This window comes from Bradyrhizobium zhengyangense, from assembly GCF_022012435.1.
GTDB classification, from domain to species: domain Bacteria; phylum Pseudomonadota; class Alphaproteobacteria; order Rhizobiales; family Xanthobacteraceae; genus Bradyrhizobium; species Bradyrhizobium zhengyangense.
Genome location: NZ_JAKLUA010000007.1, coordinates 419,880 through 443,563 on the forward strand (window position 1 = coordinate 419,880; position 23,684 = coordinate 443,563).

Consider the following 23,684-nt stretch of genomic DNA (forward strand, 5'->3'; position numbering starts at 1 on the left):
ACGAGATCAGTATTTTTCCAGCGAACGTCCGACCACGCCATCGACGTCCTTCTCCGGCGCGATGTCGGTCGAGTAATAGCCGGCGGCCTTCTTGGCGGCGATCTCGACATAGGCGTCGGCCGGGATCAGCTCCGGCGGGATCGGCACGCGCTCGACGATGTCGATGCCTTGCGAGGTCAGCGCGTCGTATTTCATGTCGCTCATCGACAGGAAGCGGTCGATGCGCTTGAGGCCGAGCCAGTGGATCGTATCCGGCATCAATTGCTGGAAGCGCGCGTCCTGGACACCGGCGACGCATTCGGTGCGTTCGAAATAGGCGGCGGCTGCGTCGCCATCCTCCTGGCGCTTGCGCGCATTGTAGACCAGGAATTTGGTGACTTCGCCGAGCGCGCGGCCTTCCTTGCGGTTGTAGACGACGAGCCCGAGCCCGCCCTCCTGCGCGCCGCGCGCGGATTCCTCGATGCCGTGGATGAGATAAGGCCGGCAGGTGCAGATGTCGGAGCCGAACACGTCGGAGCCGTTGCACTCGTCATGCACGCGGCAGGTGATCTTGGTGCGATGATCCGGCAGCTTGGTCACATCGCCGAACATGTACACCGTGGTGCCGCCGATCGGCGGCAGGAACACTTTCAGGTCCGGGCGCGTCACCAGCTCGGGGAACATGCCGGCGGTCTGCTCGAACAGCGTGCGGCGCAGCTCGGTCTCGTTGGTCTTGAAACGCTCGGCAAGGCCGGGCAGGTACCAGACCGGATCGATCGCGATCTTCACCACCGAGACGCTGCCATTGGCATGCACGACCTCGCCATCGGCGCGCAGGCGCTTGGCGGCCAACGCCTCGCGAATCTCGGGCAGGTCGAGCCGTGCGCGCGTCACTGCGATGCTGGGGCGGATGTCGACACCCTCGGCAATGTCCTTGCCGAAGTTCTCGGCGACCAGATGGCCCCAGGGATCGAGCGCGACGATCTTTGCGGGATCGCGCCATTGCTCGAACGGTCCGATGGTCGCGGCGGGGAACGTGTTGGTGAGATCGGGGCGCCTGATCGGATCGAGCGCGCCGGCGGAGACCGCGAGCGCACGGTACATGGCATAGGAGCCACCGTGGCTGCCGATCACGTTGCGATCCCCGGCGCGCGACACCGTGCCGATGATCGGCCCGCGGGCGCGCGCATCGCCTGCGCCCCAGTGAATCGGGTACGCGGCTTTCTTGCCCGGCTCCGGATGAGAGGTGAGGCGGATATGCTCAGTACGATTCGCGCGGCTCATGGCCAAACTCCCAAAAAGCCAACGGCCCGCCGCTCGGACGGGCCTGGCTTATCAGCGCTGCCGGAGCAGAGCCCGGCGACGCAATCCATCATATTGTAGCGGCCCTTGGCGACAGACAAGTTAATCGTGCGGAGCGGCTGGTCGCGCCGCCGGTCCGTACCGGCGGAGGGCGTCAGAACACGCCCTATATCTATGTAATTGTTCAAATTTTTGAAGGGGCGCGTCCGGCGACTGGATAAAACCTGCATATTCGGACATATCGACCGGATCGGCTCTGCCCCCCGGAGAACACCATGTCCGCCGCCAGCTACATCGATCCCCGCAATGGAAAGCTCTATCCGCTTCTCGAGCCGCGCTGGTGCTCCGACGAGCAAACGCCGCTGCTGGTGACACCGGGGGCAGGGATCTCGCGCGCCGACATCGACAGCGGCACGCGCTCGCTGTGGCGCTACCGGGCGGCGTTGCCGGTGGAGATCAAGGATCCGATTTCGCTCGGCACCGGCTGCACGCCGCTGGTGCAGCAGGGCTGGGGCGATTTGCGGCCTCTCTTCAAGCTCGAATGGTTCAACCCGACCGGCAGCTTCAAGGACCGCGGCTCGGCGGTGATGCTGTCCTTCCTCCGGCAGATCGGCATCAATGCCATTCTGGAGGATTCCTCCGGCAATGGCGGTTCGTCGATGGCGGGGCTTGGCGCCGCCGGCGGCATGCGCGTGAAGATCCTGGCGCCGGCTTCGACCTCGCCGGCCAAGATCGCGCAGGTGCGCGCTTATGGCGCCGAGGTGCAGCTGGTCGAGGGTCCGCGCGAGGAGTCGGAGGCCGAAGCCATCAGGCAATCGCGCCAGACCTTTTACGCCAGCCACAATTGGCAGCCGTTCTTTCTCGAAGGCACGAAATCGCTCGCCTATGAGATCTGGGAAGATCTCGGCTTTCGTGCGCCCGACAATGTCATCGTTCCCGTCGGTGCGGGCAGCAGCCTGCTTGGCTGTGCTTTCGGCTTCCGCGAGCTCTTGAAGGCGGGGCAGATCGCAAAGCTGCCGCGCCTGTTCGCGGCCCAGCCGCTCAACTGCTCGCCGATCGATGCCAGCTTCAAGGCCGGCGTCGATACATCAGTTGCGCGCGAGGTGAGCAAGACCATCGCCGAGGGCACGGCGATCAAGCATCCGTTGCGGTTGCGCGAAATCATCGCCGCCTTGCGCGAGAGCGGCGGCGGCACGGTGGCGCTCACCGAGGACGAGATCGTCGCCGCCCTGCGCCGCCTCGCGCGGCAGGGCCTGTTCGCCGAACCCACCAGCGCCAGCGCGGCCGCGGCACTGGAGAAACTCGCCGCCACCGGCGCCATCAAGGCGAATGAGACAACGGTTGCGGTCCTCACCGGCACCGGGCTGAAGGCCGCGACCACAGTGGCCGATCTGGTGCAGTAGGACGCTGCAACTTGCTCCGTCATTGCGAGCGGGCTCACCTCACTCCTTCAGATCATTCACCTGCTTCACCCAGGCCCGCACGTCCGCGAGCACCTCGGGCAGCGCCGCTCTCACCTCCGGCACGGTCATGCCGGCCTTGATGCGGGGATCGTAGAGCACATTGAGGATGTACTGGTCGTAGACGTCGAAATAGCCCATCGACACATTGTCGTTGAACATGGTCCACGGCACGCTCGCAGTGTCGTTGATGGGACCGAGCGATTGCAGCACCTCCTCATAGGCGCAGTCGAGGAAGGTGAAGTCGCTGACGTCGACGGTGAGGATGACGTCGGAATGCTCGATCTCGAATTGCTCGTTCTTGCGGAAGCCGGACAGGCATTGCGGATCGAGCGAGGTGCGGATCTCGCGCGCCTTCTCCGCGCCGTAGAAGCTCGTAATGGTGCGGTAGAGGTCGCGGTCGCGCACCAGCTTTACCCGCACATTGGCCGCCTCGCTGGTATCGGTCATGGCGATGTCGAGATGCTGCACGCGCTTGCCGATGTCGGCCACGACCTTTGCGAGCTGCGCCTTGCGGTCGGCGCGATCGGTCTCGGCGAATACGCGCACTGGCCCGTCGAACTTGCGGATACGATCGACGCGGCCGGCGAGGTGATATTCGGCGCCGAACGCGGTCTTGAAAAAGCCGTCGACGATTTCGGCGTCGGTAAAGCTCTTCTTCTCGCTGCGCTGGCGTGAGGCGATCGCCGGCAATTCGCCGGCCGCCGCCTTGGGGACGATGTCGGGCACACATGCGAGCGCTGCGAGCGTCAGCAGGGCGAAGCGTAGGGCAGGCGCGGGCAGGACCAATGCGCTCATCGTCGCGCAACGCTGCCGTATTCGCGTCGTGCGCACAAGTCCGCAAATTCACGCGGCCGGGCAGGTTCCGGTCGCTTTCAGCCACGGTGCCGTAGGGTGGGCAAGCGAAGCGTGCCCCACGCATTTTCGCGATCGAGGGTGATGGTGGGCACGGCGCAAGTGCGCCTTTGCCCGCCCTACGAGAGCTACGGGAGCCCGCCTGGGCGCTAGTTGTTCAGCACAACCACGGTGGTGCCGACGCCAACGCGGCCGTAGAGGTCGGTGACGTCGTCATTGGTCATGCGGAAGCAGCCCGAGGACACCGCCTGACCGATCGTCTCCGGCTCGTTGGAGCCGTGGATGCGGTAGAGGGTCGATCCCAGATACATCGCGCGCGCGCCGAGCGGGTTCTCGATGCCACCCTTCATGTGGCGCGGCAGGTCCGGCCGGCGGGCGATCATCTGCGACGGGGGCGTCCACTCCGGCCATTCCTTCTTGGCGGTGATCTTGTGCACCCCGCCCCAGCGGAAGCCGTCGCGGCCGACGCCGATGCCATAGCGCAGGGCCTGGCCGTTCTCGAGGACGAGATACAACCGGCGCTCGGCGGTGTTCACCACGATCGTGCCGGGGGCATAATTGCCGTTATACATGACGGTGGCGCGGGGGATCGGGCTCGCGCCGCCACCGAGATAGCCGGTGGAGCTGGTGCCCGTGAAGTCCACCATCCCCGCGGCGGATGCGCTGCTCGCTCCGATCGTCACGGCCACCATGGTGGCGACAGTTGCGGCAAGAAACCGGATCATTCATTCCCCCAGCAAAAAAATCGATTCAATGACGAACACAGGCCATATTTGCCGGCATTTCGCAAGCCACGGCCGCGTGAGGCCCGGTGGTTGCCGTTAGCAAATCGGAAACCGCCTCAAAACACTATTAGCCAAACCCGCACATCGCGGCGCGGGACAGGGCCGCAATGGCCGCTATTGCTTTGACGGGCCGAGCGAACAATGATGATCCGACGGAACGTCGGAAATGGCCTGCGGGAGTGTTGGGATGAACGGTGCGGAAAGCCTGGTGCGGACGATGGTCAAGGGCGGGGTGGACGTCTGCTTCACCAACCCGGGCACCTCCGAGATGCATTTTGTCGCGGCGCTCGACCGCGTGCCCGGCATGCGTTGCGTGCTCGGCCTGTTCGAAGGCGTGGTGACGGGTGCCGCCGACGGTTATTTCCGCATGAAGGGCACGCCGGCCTCGACCCTGCTGCATCTCGGCCCCGGCCTCGCCAACGGCCTTGCCAATCTGCACAACGCCAAGAAGGCGAATTCCGGCATCGTCAACATCGTCGGCCAGCATGCCGTCTACCACATCGACTACAACGCGCCGCTGACCTCCGACATCGAGGGCCTGGCCCGGCCGATGTCGTCCTGGGTCCGGACCTCGCCGAATTCCAAAGCGGTCGCCGCCGACGGCGCCGCCGCGATTGCCGCCGCCAAAAGCGCCCCGCCGCAGATCGCGACTTTGATCCTGCCGGCCGACACCGCCTGGAACGAGGCCGACGGCATCGCCGAGGTGCCGGCGGAGCAGCAGCGCGCCAGCTATTCGCCGCAGGCGGTCGATCGGGCCGCAAAAATCCTGCACGGCGACGGCGAGGGCACATTGCTGCTGATGACCGGCAGCGCGCTCAGCGAGCACGGCCTGGCGCTGGCCGAGCGCATCGCCGGCAAGACCGGCTGCACCGTGATGGGCCCGACCTTCCGCCCCAAGATGGCGCGTGGCCGCGGCCGCTATTCGATCGACCGCATCCATTATGTGATCGAGAACGCGCTGCCGATGCTGGCAAAGTTCCGTCACATCGTACTGGTCGAGTCCGACGATCCCGTGGCGTTCTTCGCCTATCCGAACAAGCCGAGCATGCTCAAGCCGGAGGGCTGCGAGGTCCACCGCATGACCTCCTGGGGCGAGAATTCGGTGGCGGCGCTGGAGGCGCTCGCCGGCGCCGTGAAGGCCAGCGCCAGGGACGTCAAGCCCCAGGCGCTGCAGGAACTGGTCAAGCCGACTGGCCCGCTCACCTTCGCCTCGATCGCGCAGGCGATTGCCTGTGCGATCCCCGAGAACGCGATCATGGTCGACGAGTCCCTCACCACCGGCCGCGGCTTCTTCCCGCCGACGGCCGCCGCCGCGCCGCACGACTGGCTGCAGAACATGGGCGGCTCGATCGGCTTCTCGACCCCGCTGTCGATCGGCGCCGCGATCGCCTGCCCGGACCGCAAGGTCATCACCATGGTCGGCGACGGCAGCGCGATGTACACGATCCAGTCGCTGTGGACCCAGGCCCGCGAGAACCTCAACATCGTCACCATCGTGTTCGCGAACCGCATCTACCAGATCCTGCGCGGCGAGTTCGACAATGTCGGCGCCGGCGAGCCCGGTCAGCGCGCCAACGACATGCTCCGCCTCGACCGTCCGACGCTCGATTTCGTCGCGCTGGCCAAGGGCATGGGCGTGCCCGGCCGCGCCGTCACCAATGCCGACGAGTTCAACAAGGCGCTGGCGGAGGCCGTCGCCGAGCCCGGGCCGCGGCTGATCGAAGTGCAGATGTAGGGCATACCAACCCAGAGCGCCGAGGGCCCGGAGGCACGATGCAGACCGAGCTGAACAAGGTGATCGCGGCGCTCAGGGAGTTCTATGCCCACGAGAAATTCCTGTTCGAGAAGGACGTCGGCGAACGTGCCATCACGCACCGCTTCGCCGTCTATCTCGAGCAGCATTTTTCAGGCTGGGCCGTCGACTGCAACTACGACCGCCTCGGCGAGCGCACGCTGCATCTGCCGCACGGCAGCATCATCTCGACTGACGATCATCTCGGCAAGTCGATCTATCCTGACGTCGTCGTGCACCAGCGCGAGATCCCGAACAATCTGCTGACCGTCGAGATCCGCAAGGCCAGCAATCACACGCCACTGGACCACGACCAGCACAAGCTGATGGCGCTGACCGATCCGCACATCTGGTTCGCCTATTGGATCGGCGTGCTCCTGGTGTTGGACAAGCACGGCGTGACGACGTCGGAGGTCTATGTCAGCGGCGGTGTTGACCAGCCGCAGACGCTCTGGTTCGCAGGCCGGCTTGCGGAGAGCGGCCTTGGGGCTATGCATTAGCGGCTTGCCCGTAAGCGTCGGATTTTGGGGATAAGCGGAAGTCGTCCCGCCTGGCCTTGCACAATGGAAATATGAAAGCGGCGATTCGTTCGGGGTACATGCAGCGATGGATTTCCGACAGCTCGAATATTTCCTGCGCGTCGCGCAGCGCAAGAACATATCGCTTGCCGCAGCCGATCTGAACATTGCCCAGCCGACCCTGACCAAAAGCATCAGGCTGCTCGAGGAGCAACTCGGGGTCAAATTGTTCGAGCGATTGCCACGTGGCGTAGCGCTGACATCGTTCGGGACCACGCTGCTGCGACACGCCGAGGCCGTGCACGTCCAGATGAAGGATGCGGGGCAGGAGATTGCCGCGCAGCGTTCCGGCGCCGTCGGAACAGTCTTGATCGGCGCCGGCCCGACTTGGCTGCGACGATATCTCCCGGCGGCACTCGCGCGCACGTTCTCGGCGCATCCGCTGATCCGCGTTCGCGTCGACGCCGGTTTCGACGAGTCGTTGCTCCGTGCGCTGAGGCAAGGCGAGCTCGACTTCGTCGTCGCCGAGATTCCCTCGCCCGAGGACCAGCGCGAGTTCGAGACGCTGACACTGACATCCGATCGGCTCGGCGTCTGTTGCCGCCGCGGTCATCCGCTGACCCAGCGAAGGCGGGTCAGCATGAGCGATCTGTTGCAATATCCCTGGATCAAGCCACCGCATGCGACGCGGGCCCATCGCCGGCTCGACTCGCTGTTCGTCGCCAATGATCTGGCGCCGCCGAAAAGCATGCTCGAAAGCGGGTCGGTCGCGCTTCAACTCAACGTCCTCCGGCACTCCGATGCGCTCGCCACCACCGTGTCGAAGACGCTGCAGACGCCGGAGGGCGACGGCCTCGTCATGCTCAATGTTCCCGAGCTTGCGCTGACGCGCGATGCCGGAATCATCACGCGCAAGGACGGCTGGGTCTCGCCGGCGGCCGCGGGGATCATCGATGCGCTCAAGGCCGTTTGCGCCGCCGAGACGGCCGGCCGCAAGGGTAAGCCATAGCTTTTGTCTATACCTACGACACGATTATCTCTTTGTAAGAATACCTGAATCCTGTTTTGCTTGGCCCCTGAGAGAGCCGGAATCGGCCGAAACGCGGGGAGGATTGAGATGCCGGGACAGAGCGGGAAGCGTGGCCTGACGCGCCGTCAGGTCGTGGGTGCGGGTGGCGCGGCTGCGCTGGGGTTCGCTGCGCCGTGGCGATACGCGGCGGCGGCCAAGGTCGCGCCGATGACCATCGTGATCAACCAGTCGCCCTGGTTCGACAGCTTCCGCAAGACGGTCGAGCTCTACGAGAAGGAAACCGGCAACCACGTCGAGCTCGACGTCAATCCCTTTGCGGGATCGCTGGAGAAGCAGCGCAACTCCGTGCGTGCCGCGAACGGCCAGTACGACCTGCTGATCATGAATTCCGGATGGGTCGCCGAAATGTATTTCGGCGGTTTCGTCGAGCCGATCGCAGCGATCGATCCGTCCTTCAAGCTCGATCCCGACGTCTACACGCTCGACAACACCGTCTATTTCGATGCCGACAAGAAGACGATGTCGGCCTCCGGCAAGCTGATGTCGGTGCCGATCTCGCCGCTGATCCCGCTGCTCTATTATCGCGGCGATCTCTACAAGGAGGCGGGCCTGAAGGCGCCCGAGACGTTCGCCGAGCTCGAAGCCAACGCAAAGAAGCTGCACAAGCCGCCGAGCCGCTACGGCATCGTCCAGCGCGGCGCCCGCGGCCCGGCGACCGTCAGCTACGATTTCTATCCCTATCTCTACGGCTTCGGTGGCGGCATCTTCAAGAACCAGGCCGCCGGCGACTACACGGTCACGCTCAACAACGAGGCCGGCCGTACCGCGCTCGACTATTATTTGCGGATCGCCAAGGAAGCCGGTCATCCGCAGACCGCCTCGCTGGAGCAGGCCGAGGTGATCCAGAACATGCTGACCGGCAAGGCCGCGCACATCATGGTGGTGGTGTCGGCATGGTCGCAGATGGACGATCCTGACAAATCCGCCGTGGTCGACAAGGTGGAGTTCGCGGTCACACCGCATGCGGAGGGCTTCTCGACCGGTCCCGGCCTTGGTCATTGGCTGGGCGGCATCGCACGCAACGTGCCTGATGATCGCAAGCGCAGCGCGCTGGAATTCCTGCGCTGGTTCCAGACCAGGGAGGCCCAGCTCGCCTATACCAAGGTCGGCGGCATTCCGGTCAGCGCCGCAAGCTATCGCGATCCGATCGCCCAGGAACGCCGCTATCGCTGGATGAAGCCACTCGGCGAGGCCCTGCCGCACGCGGTCAACATCTATCAGTTCCCGGAAGCGAGCGAGGTGATCTCGATCCTCGAGCTTGGCCTCAACCAGGCTGTCGCCGGCAACTCGACCTCGGTCCAGGCACTCAACAGCATGGCCGAGCAGATCTTTGGCGTGATGTCGAAGCGCAGCTACAATACCGGCAAACTGCCCGCATTGCTCTGAGGCTAGAGATGAAGCCATCGGCGAGCGCCGCCGCGCAAATGGCTGCGGTGGTGGCAGAACCATCCGCCCCGGCAGGCCAGCCGGCTGCGGCCGACTTCCAGCGCGGCCTCGATGAGCGGGTGTGGCGCTGGCTGACGCTGTCGCCGGCACTCCTTCTGTTGCTGGCGCTCAGCGTGCTGCCGCTGGTCAATCTGTTCGCGACCAGCTTCTTCACCGTGAGCTGGAGCGGCGGACATTCGAGCTTCGCCGCCGCAGGCCTGAACAACTATCGCGCGCTTGCCGGTGACACGCTGTTCCGCGCCGGCATTCTCAACACGATCCTGTTCGCGCTGTTTGCCGTCGGCGGCCAGATGCTGTGCGGCTTCGTGCTTGCGCTGCTTTGCACCGGCGTCACGCGCGGCCGGCTGCTCTATCGCACCATCTTCATCCTGCCGATCCTGGTTCCCGGCATCGTCGTCGGCGCGATCTGGAAGCTCCTGCTCAATTTCGATTTCGGCCTGGTCAATCAGGCGATCGCGCTGGTCGGGATCGATCCGCTCAACTGGCTCGGCTCGGCCAACACGGCGCTGGCTTCGGTGATTTTCGTCGACATCTGGCACTGGACGCCGTTCTGCTTCCTGCTGTTCCTCGCCGGCCTGCAGTCGCTGCCGCAGGATGTCTACGAGGCCGCCAAGATCGATGGCGCCTCCGGCTGGCAGGAGCTGACATATGTCACGCTGCCGATGATGCTGCCGACCATCATGGTCACGTTCGCGTTCCGCCTCGTGCTCGCCTTCAAGGTCTTCGACGAAGTCTATCTGCTCACCGGCGGCGGGCCGGGCACGTCGACCCAGGTCATGAGCTTCACGCTCTATCAGCGCTTCTTCCGCGAGGACCAGACCGGATACGGCTCGGCGATGTCGGTCGCGATCATCTTCATGACCTGCATTCTGCTGTCGGCCGCTCTTGCGGCGCGCGGACGGATGGGAGCCGCGAAATGACGACGTCTCCGAGAGCACGCTCGTTGATCGTTCATGCCCTGCTGATCGCGGCGGCCCTGCTTGTGCTCATCCCCGTGGTCTGGGTCGTCGCCGCCGGATTCCGCACCCAGATCTCGCTGCTGTCAGGCGCGTTCTGGTTCTCGCCGGTCCTGAAGAATTTCAATGAGGTGCTGTTCTCCAAGACCTCGGACTTTCTCGTCAACTACCGCAACTCGCTCGTCGTCGGCACGCTGAGCACGCTGATCTGCCTCGTCGCCGCCACGCTCGCCGCATGGTCGCTCAACCGGATGTCCTGGCCGCGCTGGTTCGTGCACATCTTCCTCGGCTGGGCGCTGGTGTTTCACATGTTCCCGGCGCTGGCGCTGGCGAGCGCCTGGTTCACCATCATGCGCACGGTCGGCCTCGACAACACGCTGACCGCCGTGGTGCTCGCGCACACCGTGCTCAATTTGCCGATGGCGCTGTGGCTGATGGGGGTGTTCGTGCGCGACGTGCCGGTCGAGCTCGAGGAAGCCGCCCGGCTGGACGGCGCCACGACGCCGGTCCTGCTGTGGCGGATCGTCCTGCCGATCATCGCGCCGGGCCTCGCCGCGACCGGCATCCTGACGTTCGTGTTCAGCTGGAACGATTTCGGCGTCGCCCTGACGCTGACCATGAAACAGACCGCAACCGTGCCGGTCGCGATCGCCAAATTCGCCCAGGACTACGAGATTCTCTACACGCAGATGGCGGCCGCCGCCGCGCTGTCGATCCTGCCCGCACTCGTGCTGCTCATCATCGGCCAGCGCTACATCGTGGCGGGTCTCACCCAAGGCGCCGTGAAATAAGACGCGATCAACGAAGGAAATGCCATGAAGACGGTCTTCGTTCTTTTTGATTCCCTCAACCGCCATCTGCTCGGCGCCTATGGCGGCAAGCGAATTCCGACACCGAACTTCGATCGCCTTGCCGCGAAGACGCTGACCTTCGATCGCCATTATGTCGGCAGCCTGCCCTGCATGCCGGCGCGGCGCGATCTCCTCACCGGCCGGCTGAGCTTCCTGCACCGAAGCTGGGGCCCGCTCGAGCCGTTCGACAACGCGATGCCGGAGCTCCTGCATCACGCCGGCGTCTACAGCCACCTCATCACCGATCACTTCCACTATTGGGAGGACGGCGGCGCGACCTATCACAATCGCTACGACAGTTACGAGTTCGTGCGCGGCCAGGAGGGCGACCCCTGGAAGGCGATGGTCCAGCCGCATTGGGAGCGGCTGCGCGAGATGTATCACGCGCGCCAGTTCACCACCGACCGGCGCAAGTACCACTCGCAGAACATCATCAACCGCGAGTTCATCAAGGAGGAGAAGGACTTCCCGTCGGTGCAATGCTTCGCGCACGCCTTCGACTTCCTCGACCGCAATTACGACGCCGACAACTGGTTGCTCCAGCTCGAGACCTTCGATCCGCATGAGCCGTTCCACGCGCCTGTCAGGTTCAAGGCGCCGTTCGACAGCGGCTGGAACGGGCCGATCCGCGACTGGCCGCGTTATGGCCGGGTCGACGAGCTCCCGGCCGAATGCGAGGAATTGCGCGCAAACTATTATGCTGTCGTGTCGATGTGCGACTTCCTGCTCGGGCAGTTGCTCGACGATTTCGACCGCCGCGACATGTGGAAGGACACCGCCCTCGTCGTCACCACCGACCACGGTTTCCTGCTCGGCGAACACGATTTCTGGGCCAAGAACCGCATGAACCTCTATGAAGAGATCGTGCACATTCCGTTGTTCGTGCACGATCCACGACGCCCGCAACCCGGCGCGCGAAGCGGAGTCCTCACCCAGTCCATCGATCTCGCGCCGACATTCCTCGATCTCTTCGACGTGGCGCCACCGCCCGAGATGGAGGGGCACTCGATCCTGAAGGCTGCGCATTCCGCCAGGCCATTACGGGAGGCGGCGCTGTTCGGCTATTTCGGCGGCGCCGTGAACATCACCGATGGCCACTACACTTATCATCGCTTTCCCGCCGACCTGAAGACGCAGGAGATCTTCCAGTACACGGTGATGCCGACTCATATCCGCTCGCCGTTCCTGCCGGAGGAGCTCGCCGGCGCATCGCTGTCGGACGGCTTCCCGTTCACCAAGGGTGCAAAGCTGCTCAAGGTCCCTGTGATCGAGCGCTCGCCGATGTATTTCAATTACGGCCCGGGCGCGCTGCTCGAGAACGACACGCGGCTGTATGACCTTGCGAAGGATCCAGGCCAACAGCAGCCCGTGACGAACGCGGCGCAGGAGGCGCGCCTTGTGGCACTGATGGCGCGTCTGATGGCGGCCAACGAGGCTCCGCCCGAAGCCTTCGGCAGGCTCGACTTGCCGGAACCGGCAGCCCAACGCGAGATGTCCTCGTGATGGCCGGGGATCTGCGCGCCAAGGTCGGCGATCTCAGGCAATTCGCGAGCGTCCGGCGCGTCGTGCTCGATGACGGCGTGGAGCGCGGTGTCGCCGCGCTTGCCTTCTCGAATGGTGGCGGCCTCGACTTCTGGGCGCTTGCCGATCGCTCGCTCGACATCGGGCCGCTCTGGTGGAGGGGCATGCCGGTCGCCTGGCAGAGCATGGCGGGATTTCGCAGTCCGCATCTGCACCATCCGGAGGAGGAGGGCGGGCGCGGCTACAGCCGCACCAATTCAGGATTCCTCGTCACTTGCGGCCTCGATCATTTTCGCCAACCGGTGCCCGGTCATCCCATGCACGGCCGCCTGCCGTTCACGCCGGCGCGCGTGACTGCGCATGGCGAAGACTGGAACCGAAGTGAGCCCGTGCTGTTCTGCGAGGGCGAGGTGATACAGTTCCGGTTTGGCGGAGAGGCGCTGCGTCTCAGGCGCCGGCTCGAGGCGCCGATCGGCGGCAATCTGCTGCGAATTCGCGACGAGGTGACCAACCTTTCGAACGAGCCCACGCCGCAGGCAAGCCTTTATCACTTCAATTTCGGCTACCCGGCGCTCGCGCCGGGATCATCCGTGACCCTTGGTTCACGACAGTTGCTCGAGGTCGCGGCGCTGCCTGATGTCTCGCTGTTGTCCGAATCCGTCAGCTTTCCCGCCGATGGAGACGGCGCCTCCGCCGTCTGCAGGCTCGCGACACCGACGCAACAGGGAACGCTGGAGATTGCCGTCAGATTCGATGTCAGGACTCTTCCGCATCTTCAGCTCTGGCACGATCTGCGGCCGCATGCCTGCGTGCTGGCGATCGAGCCCTGCACAAGCGCCAAGGTGAATGGAACCGAAGCGGTGCTGATGCCAGGCGAGAGCCGCGCTTACGCGTTGGACATCGCGTTCGAGATGAAGGTCTAACGGCGGCGTTTGCTTCAACGGGACTCGGGTGGGGGATTTAGGCTTCACTGTGTGCCGCAGCTCCCACCCGAATGCCCTCTAGACCGGTCTGCTCCGTCGGGCGATAGGTGAGCAACAGAGCCGCCCGCTTGGCGCGAGCGGCCCTTTGCGTCCTCAACCCCTGCCAGCTCAATGCAGCGGAGCGCCGCCACCGAGCGCGTAGGTCACGAGATCCTTCAGCTTGAAATCGGGACCTGTCACCGGCGCCCAGTTCGGGTCGAGCGACAGCACCGAGGAGGCATCGCCGAACATCATGCCGAGGAAGACTTCGGCGACGATGCGGCCGCCGACCGGGCCGAGCTGTGGCGTCGTGATTCCAGCCGCCGGTGCGCCGGTGGCGGGGGGCGCGACCTTTGTGGCGAACTGGCGCGCTTCCGCGAGGATGTAGGTCCAGAGCGGGCAATTGCCTTTGAATGCGCCGTTCGCGATCGACGCGATCGGAACCTGCGGGTCGCCATCACCGGGAGTGTCGACGGCGCGGCCGACGATGATCTGCTCGTCGGTCAGCGGCGTCTGGTGCATCGCTTTGGCGACGGCCTGGCCCGAGGGCAGGCCAAGCCGCCAGCCGCGTTCGAGATTGCGCAGCGCCAGCGATGCCGGGTTGGAGGCGATTTCCGGCGGCAGTTTGCGCAGCGGATCGACCAGCGAGGTGTCGATGCGGTAGGCAAGCTGGAGCCGCCGCTTGTTATCAGGATTGGTGCCGTCGCCCTCGACGCCATAGGCGCGCGTGTCGACGTCGATGAAACGGCCCCAGTCGATGGCGCGTCCCGGGCCCATCGAACGGAAGCCGGTCAGCGCGTTGTTGTCGGGGTTGTTGGGGTCGGGGAAGATCTGCAACAGCATGTTGTCGGCGTCATTGAGCCGATAGCCGGGCCGGATCATGGAATGACCGAGCCGGTAGGCCGCGACCGAAAACTCGACCGGCATGTAGGGATAATTCTTCCAGTGATAATAGGCGAGCTTGCTGTGATCGTAGCGGCCGCCGGACTTGAGATCGTTCAGCACGGCGGCATTGACGATGCGCGGCATGAAGTCGTTGAGCACGACATATTGGTAGTGGAAGCGGACACGCTGTTGCACGTCCTGGAAGGAGAGGCTGTCGTTGTCGTCGACCATGCGGTTGTGGAAGCGCAGCATCAGCCCCTGGAACTGCGAGACGATGCTGTTCTCGTCGTTGCGGGGATCGCCGATCAGTGCGCGGCCCTTGAAACGCGGCAGGTCGAGGGCGTTGGAAACGCCGGTGCCGGTCAAGGGATCGCCGAGGAGAAATTTGCCGTTGCTGTCGTACATGTAGGGCTGGTCGTTCGGCCCGCGCCCGTAAAGATTGTCCAGATCAAACGACGGCGTGCGGAAATCGATGAGCCCGTCGGGATCCTGCTGCTTGGCCAGCGAGCTCACCGGATCGAAGGTAATGTCGTGATCGACGAACTGGCCGAAATAAGTGTAGAGCGCAGGAATTGCGCTCTCCTCGGCGTCGGGGCCGTCCTTGGGTGGATCAAAATCGCCGACCATGTTGTCGGCGAGGGCGGAGAGATTGGCAATGTTGTCGGCCTCGTTCGGGCCGAACGTTGCCGGCGTCAGGGTGCGAAACATGCGGCCAAAACGGCCTTGTGACAGTGGCGAACGGGTGGCGTTGAGACCGCGGGGCGGAGTGGCGTGACGACTGCTCATAAAGTACCTCCATGAAAAGTTACGACGGCAAGTAACTAAAGTTAAGGTTGTTCGTCATGAAATATGCAGGCGAGGCTAGATCGCGGAATTTGACGTCGCAATGCGCTGCTTCACACATTGCGCAGCGTCGATGCGGTTCCGGCGGCGAGCATTGCGAGCAAGCTGCGGATGTGCTTTGCAAATTTTTCCGACGCAGATGCCGAATAACATTCTCGTCATCGCCATCGGCGGTTCGAAGCAATGTCAGCTTCGACGACCTATCAGGCAAAGCGATTGACGAAGCGAACTCTGTGTTCGCGTAAAAATTGTATTTGTGTGGATGTGCTGCCGCGTCGACGGTCACGGTTTCCCGGGCTGTTCCGACACATTGTCGTTTGTGTCCTGGTGCCGGAGCGTGCGTCGCCTTCGCCAAGGGTTCATGATGCGGCGAGGCATCTTGGTCAAACCGTCTTGGCCAAACCGTCTTGGCCAAACCATCCTGGCAATGTGATCCCGGCCACAGTTTGCAGCCGTGGTCCCGCCTATCTTCGGAGCACTTGCACGCGTCGATCCTGCGGGACTACGCTTCCCATATTGGGGATCAGACATTTTGGAGGTTGTGATGCAAAGATCATATCTGCTGGCTGCGACCGCTGCGCTGGCGCTCATCATCCAAACACCACTCGCGCTGGCGCAGAGCGCGCCCGCCGCGGGGACCACACCGCCGGCGGCTGCGGCCACCACGCCGCCGGCCGCCAACACGGCACCGACTGCGACCACTGCGCCGGCTGCGACGTCCACGCCGGCTGCCACCGACACGTCAACCCCGCCGGCCGGCGCAAAGAAGAGTGCCGAGAAGAAGCCGGCCAAGAAGAAGATGACGCGGCAGCAGGAGATCGATCATTCGGTCGACAGCGGCACCGTTCCGGCGCGCTATCGCAACTCGGTACCGAAGGAGTACCAGCAATATATTCCGTTCGATAAGCAGTGACGGATTGCACTGCGGCGCGATGTGCACCCGCCTCGCGCCGCGGTGGAACCGGACGGGAGCCATGCAGGCGTGATGGCGTGATCTGATCCGCGGCCCCAGTGGCGGCCTCCTGTACCGGTGTTACAGTAGGCCAGGGCGAGGGGGGATGATCAGATGAGTGACGACGCGAAGGATGCTGGCCTTGTGGCGATGATCAGCAGCATCCTGGGCGGCAACAAGCGCGCAGAGGCGGCGAGCCCGCCTCCGCTTGCCGACTTCCTTCCGGCCGCGCCGGCACCGGGGCCAGCCGCTGGGGTCCCCGAGATTCCCGAAGCGGAGTCGCCGAAGCTCCAGAACGTATCCAATGGCACATCCAACGGCGCCTCCGATGAGGCGGCGGCGCCCGCGAAGCCGGTCGCGCCTGCGACTCAGTCCCTGACGCCTGACGGCAAGCGGCTTTTGCCGGCCGAAGCGATCGCCGATCTCGTGCTCGGCGAGCTCAGGAAGATCGAGGGGTTTCCCTCCTCAGGCGTCTCGGTCACGGTCTATGGTTACAGGCACTGGAACGCGATGATTACCTTCGCCCCGTTCTCGACCAATTTCCAGAACGCGACGCGGTTCCGCCAGGCCCTGCCCGACCTCGTCTTCAAGCTCCGTCGTTTCGTCGAACTTGAGATATAGTCGGGACGATCGCGGCCGGCCGGGCGCGGTTCGCTTCGGTGGACCGTGGCGTCAAGGCGCGGTGTCACTGCAAAACTGTTCGACAGGATTTTCGAATTGAGCGTTGCCTTTACCAAGGAAGAAAGCGCTGAAACCGCCTCCGAGACGTTGCTGCCGGATCGCCCGATCTCGCCGCATCCGAACCTCGTGACGGAGGCAGGCCTGCAGGCCTTGCAGTCGCAGCTCCATCAAGCGCGCGAAGCCTATGAGGCCGCGCAGGCCATCGACGATGTCAACGAAAAGCGCCGGCAGTCGGCGGTGCCGTTGCGCGATATCAGATATTTCGGCGAACGGTTGCGCACCGCGCAACTCATCGGCCGTCCAGCGTCGAACGACACGGTCGCCTTCGGCAGCACCGTGACCTTCAGCCGCGCCGACGGCCGCGTGCAGACCTACCGCATCGTCGGCGAGGACGAAGCCGATCCGAAGGCGGGCTCGATCTCGTTCGTCGCGCCGGTCGCGAAGTCGCTGATGGGGAAGGCGGTCGGTGACGTCGTGGGAGCGGGCGCGCAGGAGATCGAGATTTTGGCGATCGCGTAGGTCCATCCCCGCTTGAACCGCAACCGTTCGACGCTAAGCTTCGGCCAACGATCGCGCTGGACCGGTCGGGTACAAGGAGGAGGGGCAGGACATGCAGGCATCGCCGCTGTTTGGTATTCTCGCCACTGTTGTCTTCGGCAGCTCTGCGCTCGCTCAATCGAATATGCTTGTGACCGAAGAGGCCATGGTCAAGGCGAGCGATCCCGGCATCGAGATCTACGTCCGCAACAAGCGGCCTGCCAACATGACGACCTTCAGGCCCGAGCAGACGATCATCTATGTCCACGGGGCCACCTACCCGTCCGAGACGGCCTTCGATCTCAAGCTCGATGGTCAGTCATGGATGGAGTACATCGCATCGCGCGGCTATGACGTTTGGCTGCTGGACCTGCGCGGTTACGGCAAGTCGACGCGTCCTGCGGAGATGGCGGACAAGCCCGAAGCCAACTCGCCGATCGTGACGGGAGAGACCGCCGTCAAGGACATCGGTTCGGTGGTGGATTACGTCTTGCAGCGCCGCAACATTGCGCGTGTCAATCTGCTGGGCTGGTCGTGGGGCACGACGCTCATGGCGACCTACACGGTTCGAAACGCATCGAAGGTCGAACGCCTGGTGCTGTACGCGCCAGCGTGGATACGGCAGACCGCATCCTTGGTGCAGGCGGGTCCAGGCAAGCTCGGCGCCTACCGCACGGTCACGAGAGCGCAAGCCAAGGAGAGGTGGTACACTGGGGTAGCCGACGACAAGAAGGCAGACCTCATCCCGGCGGGATGGTTCGATGCCTGGGCCGACGCAACCTTTGCCACTGATCCCGTCGGCGCCGCAATGACGCCTCCCGTCCTGCGTGCGCCGAACGGTGTGGTCCAGGACAGCCAGCAATATTTTGGCGACGGCAAAGCCTATTACGATCCGGCGAAGATCACAGTGCCGACGCTGCTGGTCCATGCCGAATGGGACAAGGATACGCCGCCTACATGGCGCAAACGCTCTTCCCGCTTCTGGTGAACTCGCCCGGCAAGCGCTACGTCCAGCTCGCCGAGGGAACGCATTCCATCCTCATGGAGAAGAACCGCCTCAAATTGTTCGAGGCTGTTCAGGCTTTTTTCGATGAAGGCCGGAAGGATTAGGGCTCGGCTATCCAACGTCGAATTGCGAGGATGCCGGCCTGAGAAGGGCGGGCCCGATCGCCAGGCAGTTCAACACGCGGCAGGCATGGTGCCATCATGCTTCTGTTTTGCCCGACGGAGCAAGTGGATTTCGGAAAATTCGCAGGCCTCGTTAAGCCGACCGAGGCCGGCTACTGTGCATGGGGTTGTTTTGACGTTTTGACGGAGCGGGAGCAAAGACGCCCCAGTCCGTCTACGCTCTTCGCGCTACGCCGGACACGCTTCGCCATCATTGGGCCTGGCTGCGCCACGCGGAGCCTTTTGGCGAAGCGTGGTGGGCGCACAAGGGATCGAACCTTGGACCTCTCCCGTGTGAAGGGAACGCTCTCCCGCTGAGCTATGCGCCCGGGACCATCATGCAGGCGGCCGGACTTTTCGGCCGGCCGGCGCATCGGAGCCCGCGATTTAGAAGTGCGGGCTATCAGTGTCAAGTTTTCAGGCGGCTTGGGGCCGGAAAACCTTATCTCGGTTGCTCAAATCGGCGGCGGGGCCGGATTTCAGGCCGCTTACGCGCCCTGCTGGCGGGCACGGGAGGCGTGGGCCTGGAGCGCGCGGATGCGCTCGGCCAGCGTTCCGCCGCCCTCGGGGAGGGGGCTTGCTGCGCCATTGCTGGCGACGCCGTTGGCCGGGCGCGGCGCGGGCTTCGGCGGCTGGCCGGCCTCGGCCGCAAGCAGCGCCTCGATCGGCGAGTTCGGGCCCTCGAGCTGCATCGCGAGTTTTGCCACTTCGGCGGCGATGTCGTTGATGCGCTCGCGCAACAGCGCGTTCTCCATGCGCTCGGTCGCCCAGGAGCTCTCGGCCTGCTGCTGGATCGCATTGATGTCGCGCTGGAGCTTTGCGCGCTCGTCGCGGGCGGTGCGCAGCTGTTCTTCCAGCGCGGCCTTCTCGTTGCGCAGCGTCTCCATCGCGGCCGACGATTTGCCGCCGCTCAATGCGGCGATCTCGACACGCAGCTCCTTGATGGTGCGCTCGGAGCCCTCGTTGGTCTGGCGCAGCTGGTTGTTCTCATAGTCGCGCTCGGCGAGCAGCTTGCCCTGGGTGGCGAGGCGGCCTTCGAGGTCGGCGACGCGCCCCGACAGCATCTCGGCTTCCTTGACCTGCACGATCAGCTGGCGATCGAGGTCGGTGACGCGCTGGCTCAGGCTCTCGACGCGGCCACGCGCGTCGCCGAGCTCGCGCGAGACGGTCTCCGATTCCGAGCGCTCCTGCGTCAGGCGGGCCTGCGTCGCGGCAAATTCCTTCTCGGCATCGCCGACGCGGTTCTTCAATTCCTCGATCTGAGCCCGCACCGCGACCAGCTCGACCTGGCGGGTCTCCGCCATCATCGAGCGGTCCGACAGTTCGGAGTTGATCTTGGCGAGCTCGCCCTGCTTGTTGCTCAGCGCGATCTCGGCCTCGCGCAGCGCCTCGGTCTTGGCGTTGAACTCCTCCTCGGTGGCGCGCAGCTGTTCCTTCACCGCTTTCTCGCGCGCCTCGAGCGCGAAGATCGTCGCGTTCTTCTCACCGAGCTCGATCTTCATGCGGTTGATGGCGTCGCTTTTTTTGCCGAGCTCGGCAAGCTGGCTCGTGGTCTTGTTCTTGAGCTGGTCGACGCTCATCTCCAGCCGGCGCGCCGACATGGCGAACTCGGCGCGGAGCTGGTCCTTGTCGGCCTGGATCTCCGCCATCGACAAGGGCGTCGCCGCCTCGAGCCGTCGCGTGGTCAGGCGCACCGCGCGGTTATGCACCAGCGGCACGATGGCAAGCCCGCACAGCATCGACAGCAGGAAACCGATCGCCAGGTACATGATCGGTTCGACCATGGTTCAGAGCTCCGACAGACAAGGAAAAATTTACCAAAGACAATGCATGGCGGGCCGGCAAAAAGCCAGCCCCGCCCTGTTGTTAACGTGAATCCTCAACTGGATCGGAGGAGAGAACCCTAGAACGGGTTCCAGGTCGCCCGCGGCGTATATTTGAGATAGCCGATATTGGCGCCGAGGCGTAAGCCCAGGCCGGAGCGGATCGGCACCAGCACGATGTTGTTGGCGGTGAGCGCCGTCATGCCGAAGCCGCCGATGATGTAGGCCGAGCCGTCGATGCCGGCGAAGCGCTGGTAGATCGCGTTGGTGGCGGGCAGGTTGTAGACCAGCGTCATGGTGCGCGCGCCGTCACCGCCCCAGTCGAAACCGAGCGAGGGGCCCTGCCAGTAGACGCGCAGGTCGCCGGCGTTCTTGGTGTAGAGCGTGCCTTCGCCGTAGCGCAGGCCAGCGACGAAGGCGCCGGAGCCTTCCTCGCCGAGGATGTAGCCGTTCGGCAGGCCCCATTGGCTGACCGCCTTCTCGATGATCGAGGCGAGCCCGCGCGAGACATTGCCGAAGAAGCGATGGCCGGCGGTGACAAGCTCGTCCGGACCGTAGGTATTGGGAGTCGGGGTCCGCTGCGGCGGCGGCAGGTCCGGCGGCGGCGCGGCCGTCTGGGCGGAGACCGGCACGGTCCAGCCAGCCAGCGCGATGAGCGCCACTGCGGCAAGGCGTGATGCGAAAGTCATAAAAGAACCCCTGGTATCGATCCCGGTCCGCTTCCCTTAACCTGATGCTATTAGGCACGGCTCTAGGTTGCGCCGGATGTCCCCTCGACTCGGATGTTATCCGCAGCAACTATGACGGCACAACGGCAGGAAGATAGCCCTTTGCGCCCCGGAATTGCCTTGATCGGCCGTCTGGTCTGCCTGTTGGCGGGCATTTGGCTCGGCCTGTCCTGGTTGCCTGCACGGGCTGCCACCACCGAGCGCATCGTCGTCAATCGCTTCTCCGGCGTCGCCATCGAGGGCTTCGACCCCGTGGCCTATTTCGTCGATGGCGGAGCCGAGCAGGGGACGGCGGAGTTCGAGGCCAATCTCTGGGGCGCGGTCTGGCGCTTCCGCAATGAGGGCAACCGGGCGGAGTTCCTGTCCCATCCCGAGATCTATGGACCGCAGTTCGGCGGCTATGATCCCGTCGACATCGCCCGCGGCGTCACCGTCGCCGGCAATCCCCGCTTCTTCGTGATCTCGGCACAGCGGCTTTATCTGTTCAGCCGGGAACATAATCGCGACGCCTTCGCCGCCGACCCCGAACGCTTCCTGTATGAGGTGGGCAAGCGCTGGCCGGCGCTGCAGGACAAGCTCAGTCAGTAGGTCGCTACCGCTTCGGCGTCGCCCCAGGCGATGAAATCAGGGATGATGAAACCGGTGTCGCCCCGTTCGCCGAACCTGATTTCGCCGCCTTTGCCGTCGGTGACCTTGCCGCCGGCCGCGGTCACCACCGCGCAGCCCGCTCCCACGTCCCATTCACAAGTCGGCCCGAAGCGGGGGTAGATGTCGGCACTGCCCTCCGCGATCCGACCGAACTTCACGGCCGAGCCACAGGTCTTTCTGACGGCGTTGGGCCTGTTGTCGATGAAAGCTTCGCTTTTGGGGTCGCCGTGCGAACGGCTCACCGCCGCGATCCAGGGCTCGCCATGCCCGGGCAGCTTGCGGGTCCGGATCGGCTCGGCGGCGCCGATGGTGGTGCCGGCAAATGTCACGCGCTGGGCGCCGCGGCCGACGATGCCGCGCCAGAGCACCCCGAGCGCGGGCGCGCTGACGATTCCGAGCAGCGGCACGCCCTCAGTGATCAGAGCGAGGTTGACGGTGAATTCGTCGCGGCCGGCGACGAATTCCTTGGTGCCGTCGAGTGGATCGATCAGGAAGAAGCTGCCGCGAAATGGCGGCGAGGCGAGATGGGTCCGCTCTTCCGACAGCGTCGGCACGTCGTTCGCGAGCCGGGCGAGGCCCTCGGCAATGATCCGGTCGGCGGCAAGGTCGGCCTCGGTAACAGGCGAGCCGTCCTGCTTGCCATCGACCCGCATCGCAGAGCGATTGACGCCAAGGATCGCCTCGCCGGCCTGCACCACCAGCGCGGTCAGGGGCTCCATCAGCCGGTCAGCGGCCTCGCCGTCGATGATCCTCACCTGCATGCCTCATTCATCGGCAAGTCCTGTTCATCGGCAAGTCTTGTGGCAAGTCTTGTGGCAAGTCTTGCCCCTCTTCACGTGATTCGCCCGTGTCCCTTATGGCCGCTTCGAGCCTATCGCAAGCTTCCTGCCACGGGCTGGCGAATGATAGAACCCGCAGCGACAGTCCAAGCCATGCGTGATTCGCCGCGTCCGCGCCGTGCAATTCCAGGAACCCTTTATGTCTGACGCTCCGTCACCCGCTACCGCTTCTGCTCCCGATATGCTCGAACTCGCGGCCCTTTTGTGCTCGCGGGTCTGTCATGATCTCATCAGCCCGGTCGGCGCCATCGTCAATGGGCTTGAAGTGCTCGATGACGATCCCAAGCCCGAGGATCGCGAATTCGCGCTCGACCTGATCCGCAAGAGTGCCAAGACCGCCTCCGCCCGCCTGCAATTCTGTCGTCTCGCCTTCGGCGCGGCCGGCTCCTCCGGCGCGCAGATCGACCTCGGCGATGCCCAGACCATGGCCAAGGGCCACATCGAGGACGGCAAGTGCACGATCACGTGGAATCTGCCGCGACTGCTGCTGCCGAAGAATCGCGTCAAGCTGCTGCTCAATATGCTGGTCGTCTCCCAGCACACGATCCCGCGCGGCGGCATGCTGACAGTCGATGCGATCGGCGAAGGCGAGACGATGAGCTTCCGCATCACCGCGACCGGACACAACGCGCGCCTGCCGCAGAACATCTCCGAGCTGCTGAGCGGCGAGCGTGGCCCGGCAGCCGACGCTCACGCGATCCAGCCTTATTACACGCGGCTACTGGCGCAGGCCTGCGGGCTCACCGTGACGCTCAAGCTGGAGGGCGAAGCCGTCATCGTTACCGCTTCGTAAACGCGCGTATCGCCCTTAGACGTTAATCTATCCTTTACGAGGCGCTTCGGCTTGTCCGGAGCGCCTTATCTCTTTGTTGGTTCCGTTCTTTTGCACATACTCAACCAATATTAAACGCTTTGCGGTGAAGCTGGCCCCATTCCGATCTGGCGCATCACGTCTCGTGCGCGCCCTCCCTGTATGAAGGCCTGTTTTCATGGATGATCTGTTGCGGGAGTTTCTGACGGAGACCAGCGAGAGCCTGGACACCGTCGACAATCAGCTGGTGAAG

Annotated in this window: 23 protein-coding genes and 1 tRNA gene; 16 read left to right on the plus strand and 8 right to left on the minus strand. The window is 64.4% G+C overall.

Annotated elements, in window-relative coordinates; all coding sequences use genetic code 11:
* Positions 1 to 6: 6 nt before the first annotated feature.
* Positions 7 to 1,263, minus strand: a complete 1,257-nt coding sequence (locus L6637_RS23605; RefSeq protein WP_237866031.1) for a GTP cyclohydrolase II — start codon at positions 1,261 to 1,263, stop codon at positions 7 to 9.
* Between the two features lie 293 nt (positions 1,264 to 1,556).
* Here L6637_RS23605 and L6637_RS23610 point away from each other — a divergent pair, with 293 nt between their 5' ends.
* Positions 1,557 to 2,684, plus strand: coding sequence for a threonine synthase (locus tag L6637_RS23610; RefSeq protein ID WP_237872099.1), 1,128 nt, complete (start codon positions 1,557 to 1,559; stop codon positions 2,682 to 2,684).
* A gap of 39 nt (positions 2,685 to 2,723) precedes the next feature.
* Here L6637_RS23610 and L6637_RS23615 read toward each other — a convergent pair whose 3' ends face one another.
* The gene (locus tag L6637_RS23615) at positions 2,724 to 3,539 is read right to left on the minus strand and encodes a DUF2927 domain-containing protein (RefSeq protein ID WP_237872101.1); all 816 of its coding nucleotides are present in this window, start codon (positions 3,537 to 3,539) and stop codon (positions 2,724 to 2,726) included.
* Between the two features lie 206 nt (positions 3,540 to 3,745).
* Positions 3,746 to 4,243: a L,D-transpeptidase gene (locus L6637_RS23620; RefSeq protein ID WP_377803112.1), complete on the minus strand. Its 498-nt coding sequence runs from the start codon at positions 4,241 to 4,243 to the stop codon at positions 3,746 to 3,748.
* Between the two features lie 325 nt (positions 4,244 to 4,568).
* On the opposite strand from L6637_RS23620, the gene L6637_RS23625 reads away from it, so the two are divergent.
* The 8 genes from L6637_RS23625 (at position 4,569) to L6637_RS23660 (ending at position 13,478) form a co-directional block, all read left to right on the plus strand.
* Positions 4,569 to 6,116, plus strand: coding sequence for an acetolactate synthase large subunit (locus L6637_RS23625; protein ID WP_237872103.1), 1,548 nt, complete (start codon positions 4,569 to 4,571; stop codon positions 6,114 to 6,116).
* A 38-nt stretch (positions 6,117 to 6,154) separates the two neighbouring features.
* On the plus strand, positions 6,155 to 6,673 hold the full coding sequence (locus tag L6637_RS23630; protein ID WP_237872105.1) for a hypothetical protein: 519 nt from the start codon (positions 6,155 to 6,157) through the stop codon (positions 6,671 to 6,673).
* A 106-nt stretch (positions 6,674 to 6,779) separates the two neighbouring features.
* A complete protein-coding gene (locus L6637_RS23635) occupies positions 6,780 to 7,700 on the plus strand; it encodes a LysR family transcriptional regulator (protein ID WP_237872107.1) in 921 nt (306 codons plus the stop codon).
* A gap of 108 nt (positions 7,701 to 7,808) precedes the next feature.
* The gene (locus L6637_RS23640; RefSeq protein WP_237872109.1) at positions 7,809 to 9,167 is read left to right on the plus strand and encodes an extracellular solute-binding protein; all 1,359 of its coding nucleotides are present in this window, start codon (positions 7,809 to 7,811) and stop codon (positions 9,165 to 9,167) included.
* 8 nt (positions 9,168 to 9,175) lie between these two features.
* Positions 9,176 to 10,147, plus strand: coding sequence for a carbohydrate ABC transporter permease (locus L6637_RS23645; RefSeq protein WP_237872111.1), 972 nt, complete (start codon positions 9,176 to 9,178; stop codon positions 10,145 to 10,147).
* Complete coding sequence (locus L6637_RS23650; protein WP_237872113.1) at positions 10,144 to 10,974, plus strand: carbohydrate ABC transporter permease; 831 nt, start codon at positions 10,144 to 10,146, stop codon at positions 10,972 to 10,974. The genes L6637_RS23645 and L6637_RS23650 overlap by 4 nt, the downstream gene beginning before the upstream one ends.
* A 24-nt stretch (positions 10,975 to 10,998) precedes the next feature.
* Complete coding sequence (locus L6637_RS23655; protein ID WP_237872115.1) at positions 10,999 to 12,537, plus strand: sulfatase; 1,539 nt, start codon at positions 10,999 to 11,001, stop codon at positions 12,535 to 12,537.
* Positions 12,537 to 13,478, plus strand: coding sequence for a DUF4432 family protein (locus tag L6637_RS23660; protein WP_237872117.1), 942 nt, complete (start codon positions 12,537 to 12,539; stop codon positions 13,476 to 13,478). Before L6637_RS23655 ends, L6637_RS23660 begins: the two co-directional genes overlap by 1 nt.
* A gap of 168 nt (positions 13,479 to 13,646) precedes the next feature.
* Here the strand turns inward: L6637_RS23660 and L6637_RS23665 are convergent, their stop codons facing one another.
* Positions 13,647 to 15,188: a peroxidase family protein gene (locus L6637_RS23665; RefSeq protein WP_237872119.1), complete on the minus strand. Its 1,542-nt coding sequence runs from the start codon at positions 15,186 to 15,188 to the stop codon at positions 13,647 to 13,649.
* A gap of 601 nt (positions 15,189 to 15,789) precedes the next feature.
* On the opposite strand from L6637_RS23665, the gene L6637_RS23670 reads away from it, so the two are divergent.
* The 5 genes from L6637_RS23670 to L6637_RS23690 all read left to right on the plus strand — a co-directional run bounded on the left by L6637_RS23670 (position 15,790) and on the right by L6637_RS23690 (position 18,525).
* On the plus strand, positions 15,790 to 16,158 hold the full coding sequence (locus tag L6637_RS23670; protein ID WP_237872121.1) for a hypothetical protein: 369 nt from the start codon (positions 15,790 to 15,792) through the stop codon (positions 16,156 to 16,158).
* Positions 16,159 to 16,311: 153 nt separating this feature from the next.
* On the plus strand, positions 16,312 to 16,818 hold the full coding sequence (locus tag L6637_RS23675) for a hypothetical protein (RefSeq protein ID WP_237872122.1): 507 nt from the start codon (positions 16,312 to 16,314) through the stop codon (positions 16,816 to 16,818).
* A gap of 96 nt (positions 16,819 to 16,914) precedes the next feature.
* Entirely contained in the window at positions 16,915 to 17,397 is a 483-nt protein-coding gene (greA, locus tag L6637_RS23680) for a transcription elongation factor GreA (protein WP_237872124.1), read from the plus strand.
* A 91-nt stretch (positions 17,398 to 17,488) separates the two neighbouring features.
* Positions 17,489 to 18,403 (plus strand): alpha/beta hydrolase, encoded by a 915-nt coding sequence (locus L6637_RS23685; protein WP_237872126.1) that lies wholly within the window; start codon positions 17,489 to 17,491, stop codon positions 18,401 to 18,403.
* Positions 18,373 to 18,525: a hypothetical protein gene (locus L6637_RS23690; protein ID WP_237872128.1), complete on the plus strand. Its 153-nt coding sequence runs from the start codon at positions 18,373 to 18,375 to the stop codon at positions 18,523 to 18,525. The genes L6637_RS23685 and L6637_RS23690 overlap by 31 nt, the downstream gene beginning before the upstream one ends.
* Positions 18,526 to 18,836: 311 nt before the next feature.
* On the opposite strand, the gene L6637_RS23695 is transcribed toward L6637_RS23690, so the two are convergent.
* From L6637_RS23695 to L6637_RS23705, 3 genes are all read right to left on the minus strand, one after another.
* Positions 18,837 to 18,911: transfer RNA gene (locus L6637_RS23695), tRNA-Val, on the minus strand.
* Between the two features lie 159 nt (positions 18,912 to 19,070).
* Positions 19,071 to 20,366 carry a coiled-coil domain-containing protein gene (locus L6637_RS23700; protein ID WP_237872130.1) on the minus strand — a complete coding sequence of 432 codons (1,296 nt, stop codon included), beginning with the start codon at positions 20,364 to 20,366 and terminating at the stop codon, positions 19,071 to 19,073.
* A gap of 119 nt (positions 20,367 to 20,485) precedes the next feature.
* A complete protein-coding gene (locus tag L6637_RS23705; protein ID WP_237866055.1) occupies positions 20,486 to 21,094 on the minus strand; it encodes a DUF1134 domain-containing protein in 609 nt (202 codons plus the stop codon).
* Between the two features lie 141 nt (positions 21,095 to 21,235).
* Here L6637_RS23705 and L6637_RS23710 point away from each other — a divergent pair, with 141 nt between their 5' ends.
* Positions 21,236 to 21,721: a YHS domain-containing (seleno)protein gene (locus L6637_RS23710; protein WP_237866056.1), complete on the plus strand. Its 486-nt coding sequence runs from the start codon at positions 21,236 to 21,238 to the stop codon at positions 21,719 to 21,721.
* Here the strand turns inward: L6637_RS23710 and L6637_RS23715 are convergent.
* The gene (locus tag L6637_RS23715) at positions 21,715 to 22,542 is read right to left on the minus strand and encodes a 3'(2'),5'-bisphosphate nucleotidase CysQ family protein (RefSeq protein WP_237872132.1); all 828 of its coding nucleotides are present in this window, start codon (positions 22,540 to 22,542) and stop codon (positions 21,715 to 21,717) included. The two genes, L6637_RS23710 and L6637_RS23715, sit on opposite strands and share 7 nt — an antisense overlap.
* Positions 22,543 to 22,759: 217 nt before the next feature.
* On the opposite strand from L6637_RS23715, the gene chpT reads away from it, so the two are divergent.
* Positions 22,760 to 23,413, plus strand: a complete 654-nt coding sequence (chpT, locus tag L6637_RS23720) for a histidine phosphotransferase ChpT (RefSeq protein WP_237866058.1) — start codon at positions 22,760 to 22,762, stop codon at positions 23,411 to 23,413.
* Positions 23,414 to 23,684 lie beyond the last annotated feature (271 nt).

Coding starts and splice junctions, on each gene's coding strand:
- L6637_RS23705 (WP_237866055.1), bottom strand. CDS start 21,094: ATGACTTTCGCATCACGCCTTGCCGCAGTGGCGCTCATCGCGCTGGCT.
- L6637_RS23675 (WP_237872122.1), top strand. CDS start 16,312: ATGAGTGACGACGCGAAGGATGCTGGCCTTGTGGCGATGATCAGCAGC.
- L6637_RS23670 (WP_237872121.1), top strand. CDS start 15,790: ATGCAAAGATCATATCTGCTGGCTGCGACCGCTGCGCTGGCGCTCATC.
- L6637_RS23605 (WP_237866031.1), bottom strand. CDS start 1,263: ATGAGCCGCGCGAATCGTACTGAGCATATCCGCCTCACCTCTCATCCG.
- L6637_RS23645 (WP_237872111.1), top strand. CDS start 9,176: ATGAAGCCATCGGCGAGCGCCGCCGCGCAAATGGCTGCGGTGGTGGCA.
- L6637_RS23685 (WP_237872126.1), top strand. CDS start 17,489: ATGCAGGCATCGCCGCTGTTTGGTATTCTCGCCACTGTTGTCTTCGGC.
- L6637_RS23630 (WP_237872105.1), top strand. CDS start 6,155: ATGCAGACCGAGCTGAACAAGGTGATCGCGGCGCTCAGGGAGTTCTAT.
- L6637_RS23690 (WP_237872128.1), top strand. CDS start 18,373: ATGGCGCAAACGCTCTTCCCGCTTCTGGTGAACTCGCCCGGCAAGCGC.
- L6637_RS23660 (WP_237872117.1), top strand. CDS start 12,537: ATGGCCGGGGATCTGCGCGCCAAGGTCGGCGATCTCAGGCAATTCGCG.
- L6637_RS23655 (WP_237872115.1), top strand. CDS start 10,999: ATGAAGACGGTCTTCGTTCTTTTTGATTCCCTCAACCGCCATCTGCTC.
- L6637_RS23665 (WP_237872119.1), bottom strand. CDS start 15,188: ATGAGCAGTCGTCACGCCACTCCGCCCCGCGGTCTCAACGCCACCCGT.
- L6637_RS23620 (WP_377803112.1), bottom strand. CDS start 4,243: ATGGTGGACTTCACGGGCACCAGCTCCACCGGCTATCTCGGTGGCGGC.
- L6637_RS23625 (WP_237872103.1), top strand. CDS start 4,569: ATGAACGGTGCGGAAAGCCTGGTGCGGACGATGGTCAAGGGCGGGGTG.
- L6637_RS23715 (WP_237872132.1), bottom strand. CDS start 22,542: ATGCAGGTGAGGATCATCGACGGCGAGGCCGCTGACCGGCTGATGGAG.
- L6637_RS23650 (WP_237872113.1), top strand. CDS start 10,144: ATGACGACGTCTCCGAGAGCACGCTCGTTGATCGTTCATGCCCTGCTG.
- L6637_RS23615 (WP_237872101.1), bottom strand. CDS start 3,539: ATGAGCGCATTGGTCCTGCCCGCGCCTGCCCTACGCTTCGCCCTGCTG.
- L6637_RS23700 (WP_237872130.1), bottom strand. CDS start 20,366: ATGGTCGAACCGATCATGTACCTGGCGATCGGTTTCCTGCTGTCGATG.
- L6637_RS23610 (WP_237872099.1), top strand. CDS start 1,557: ATGTCCGCCGCCAGCTACATCGATCCCCGCAATGGAAAGCTCTATCCG.
- L6637_RS23635 (WP_237872107.1), top strand. CDS start 6,780: ATGGATTTCCGACAGCTCGAATATTTCCTGCGCGTCGCGCAGCGCAAG.
- L6637_RS23640 (WP_237872109.1), top strand. CDS start 7,809: ATGCCGGGACAGAGCGGGAAGCGTGGCCTGACGCGCCGTCAGGTCGTG.
- chpT (WP_237866058.1), top strand. CDS start 22,760: ATGTCTGACGCTCCGTCACCCGCTACCGCTTCTGCTCCCGATATGCTC.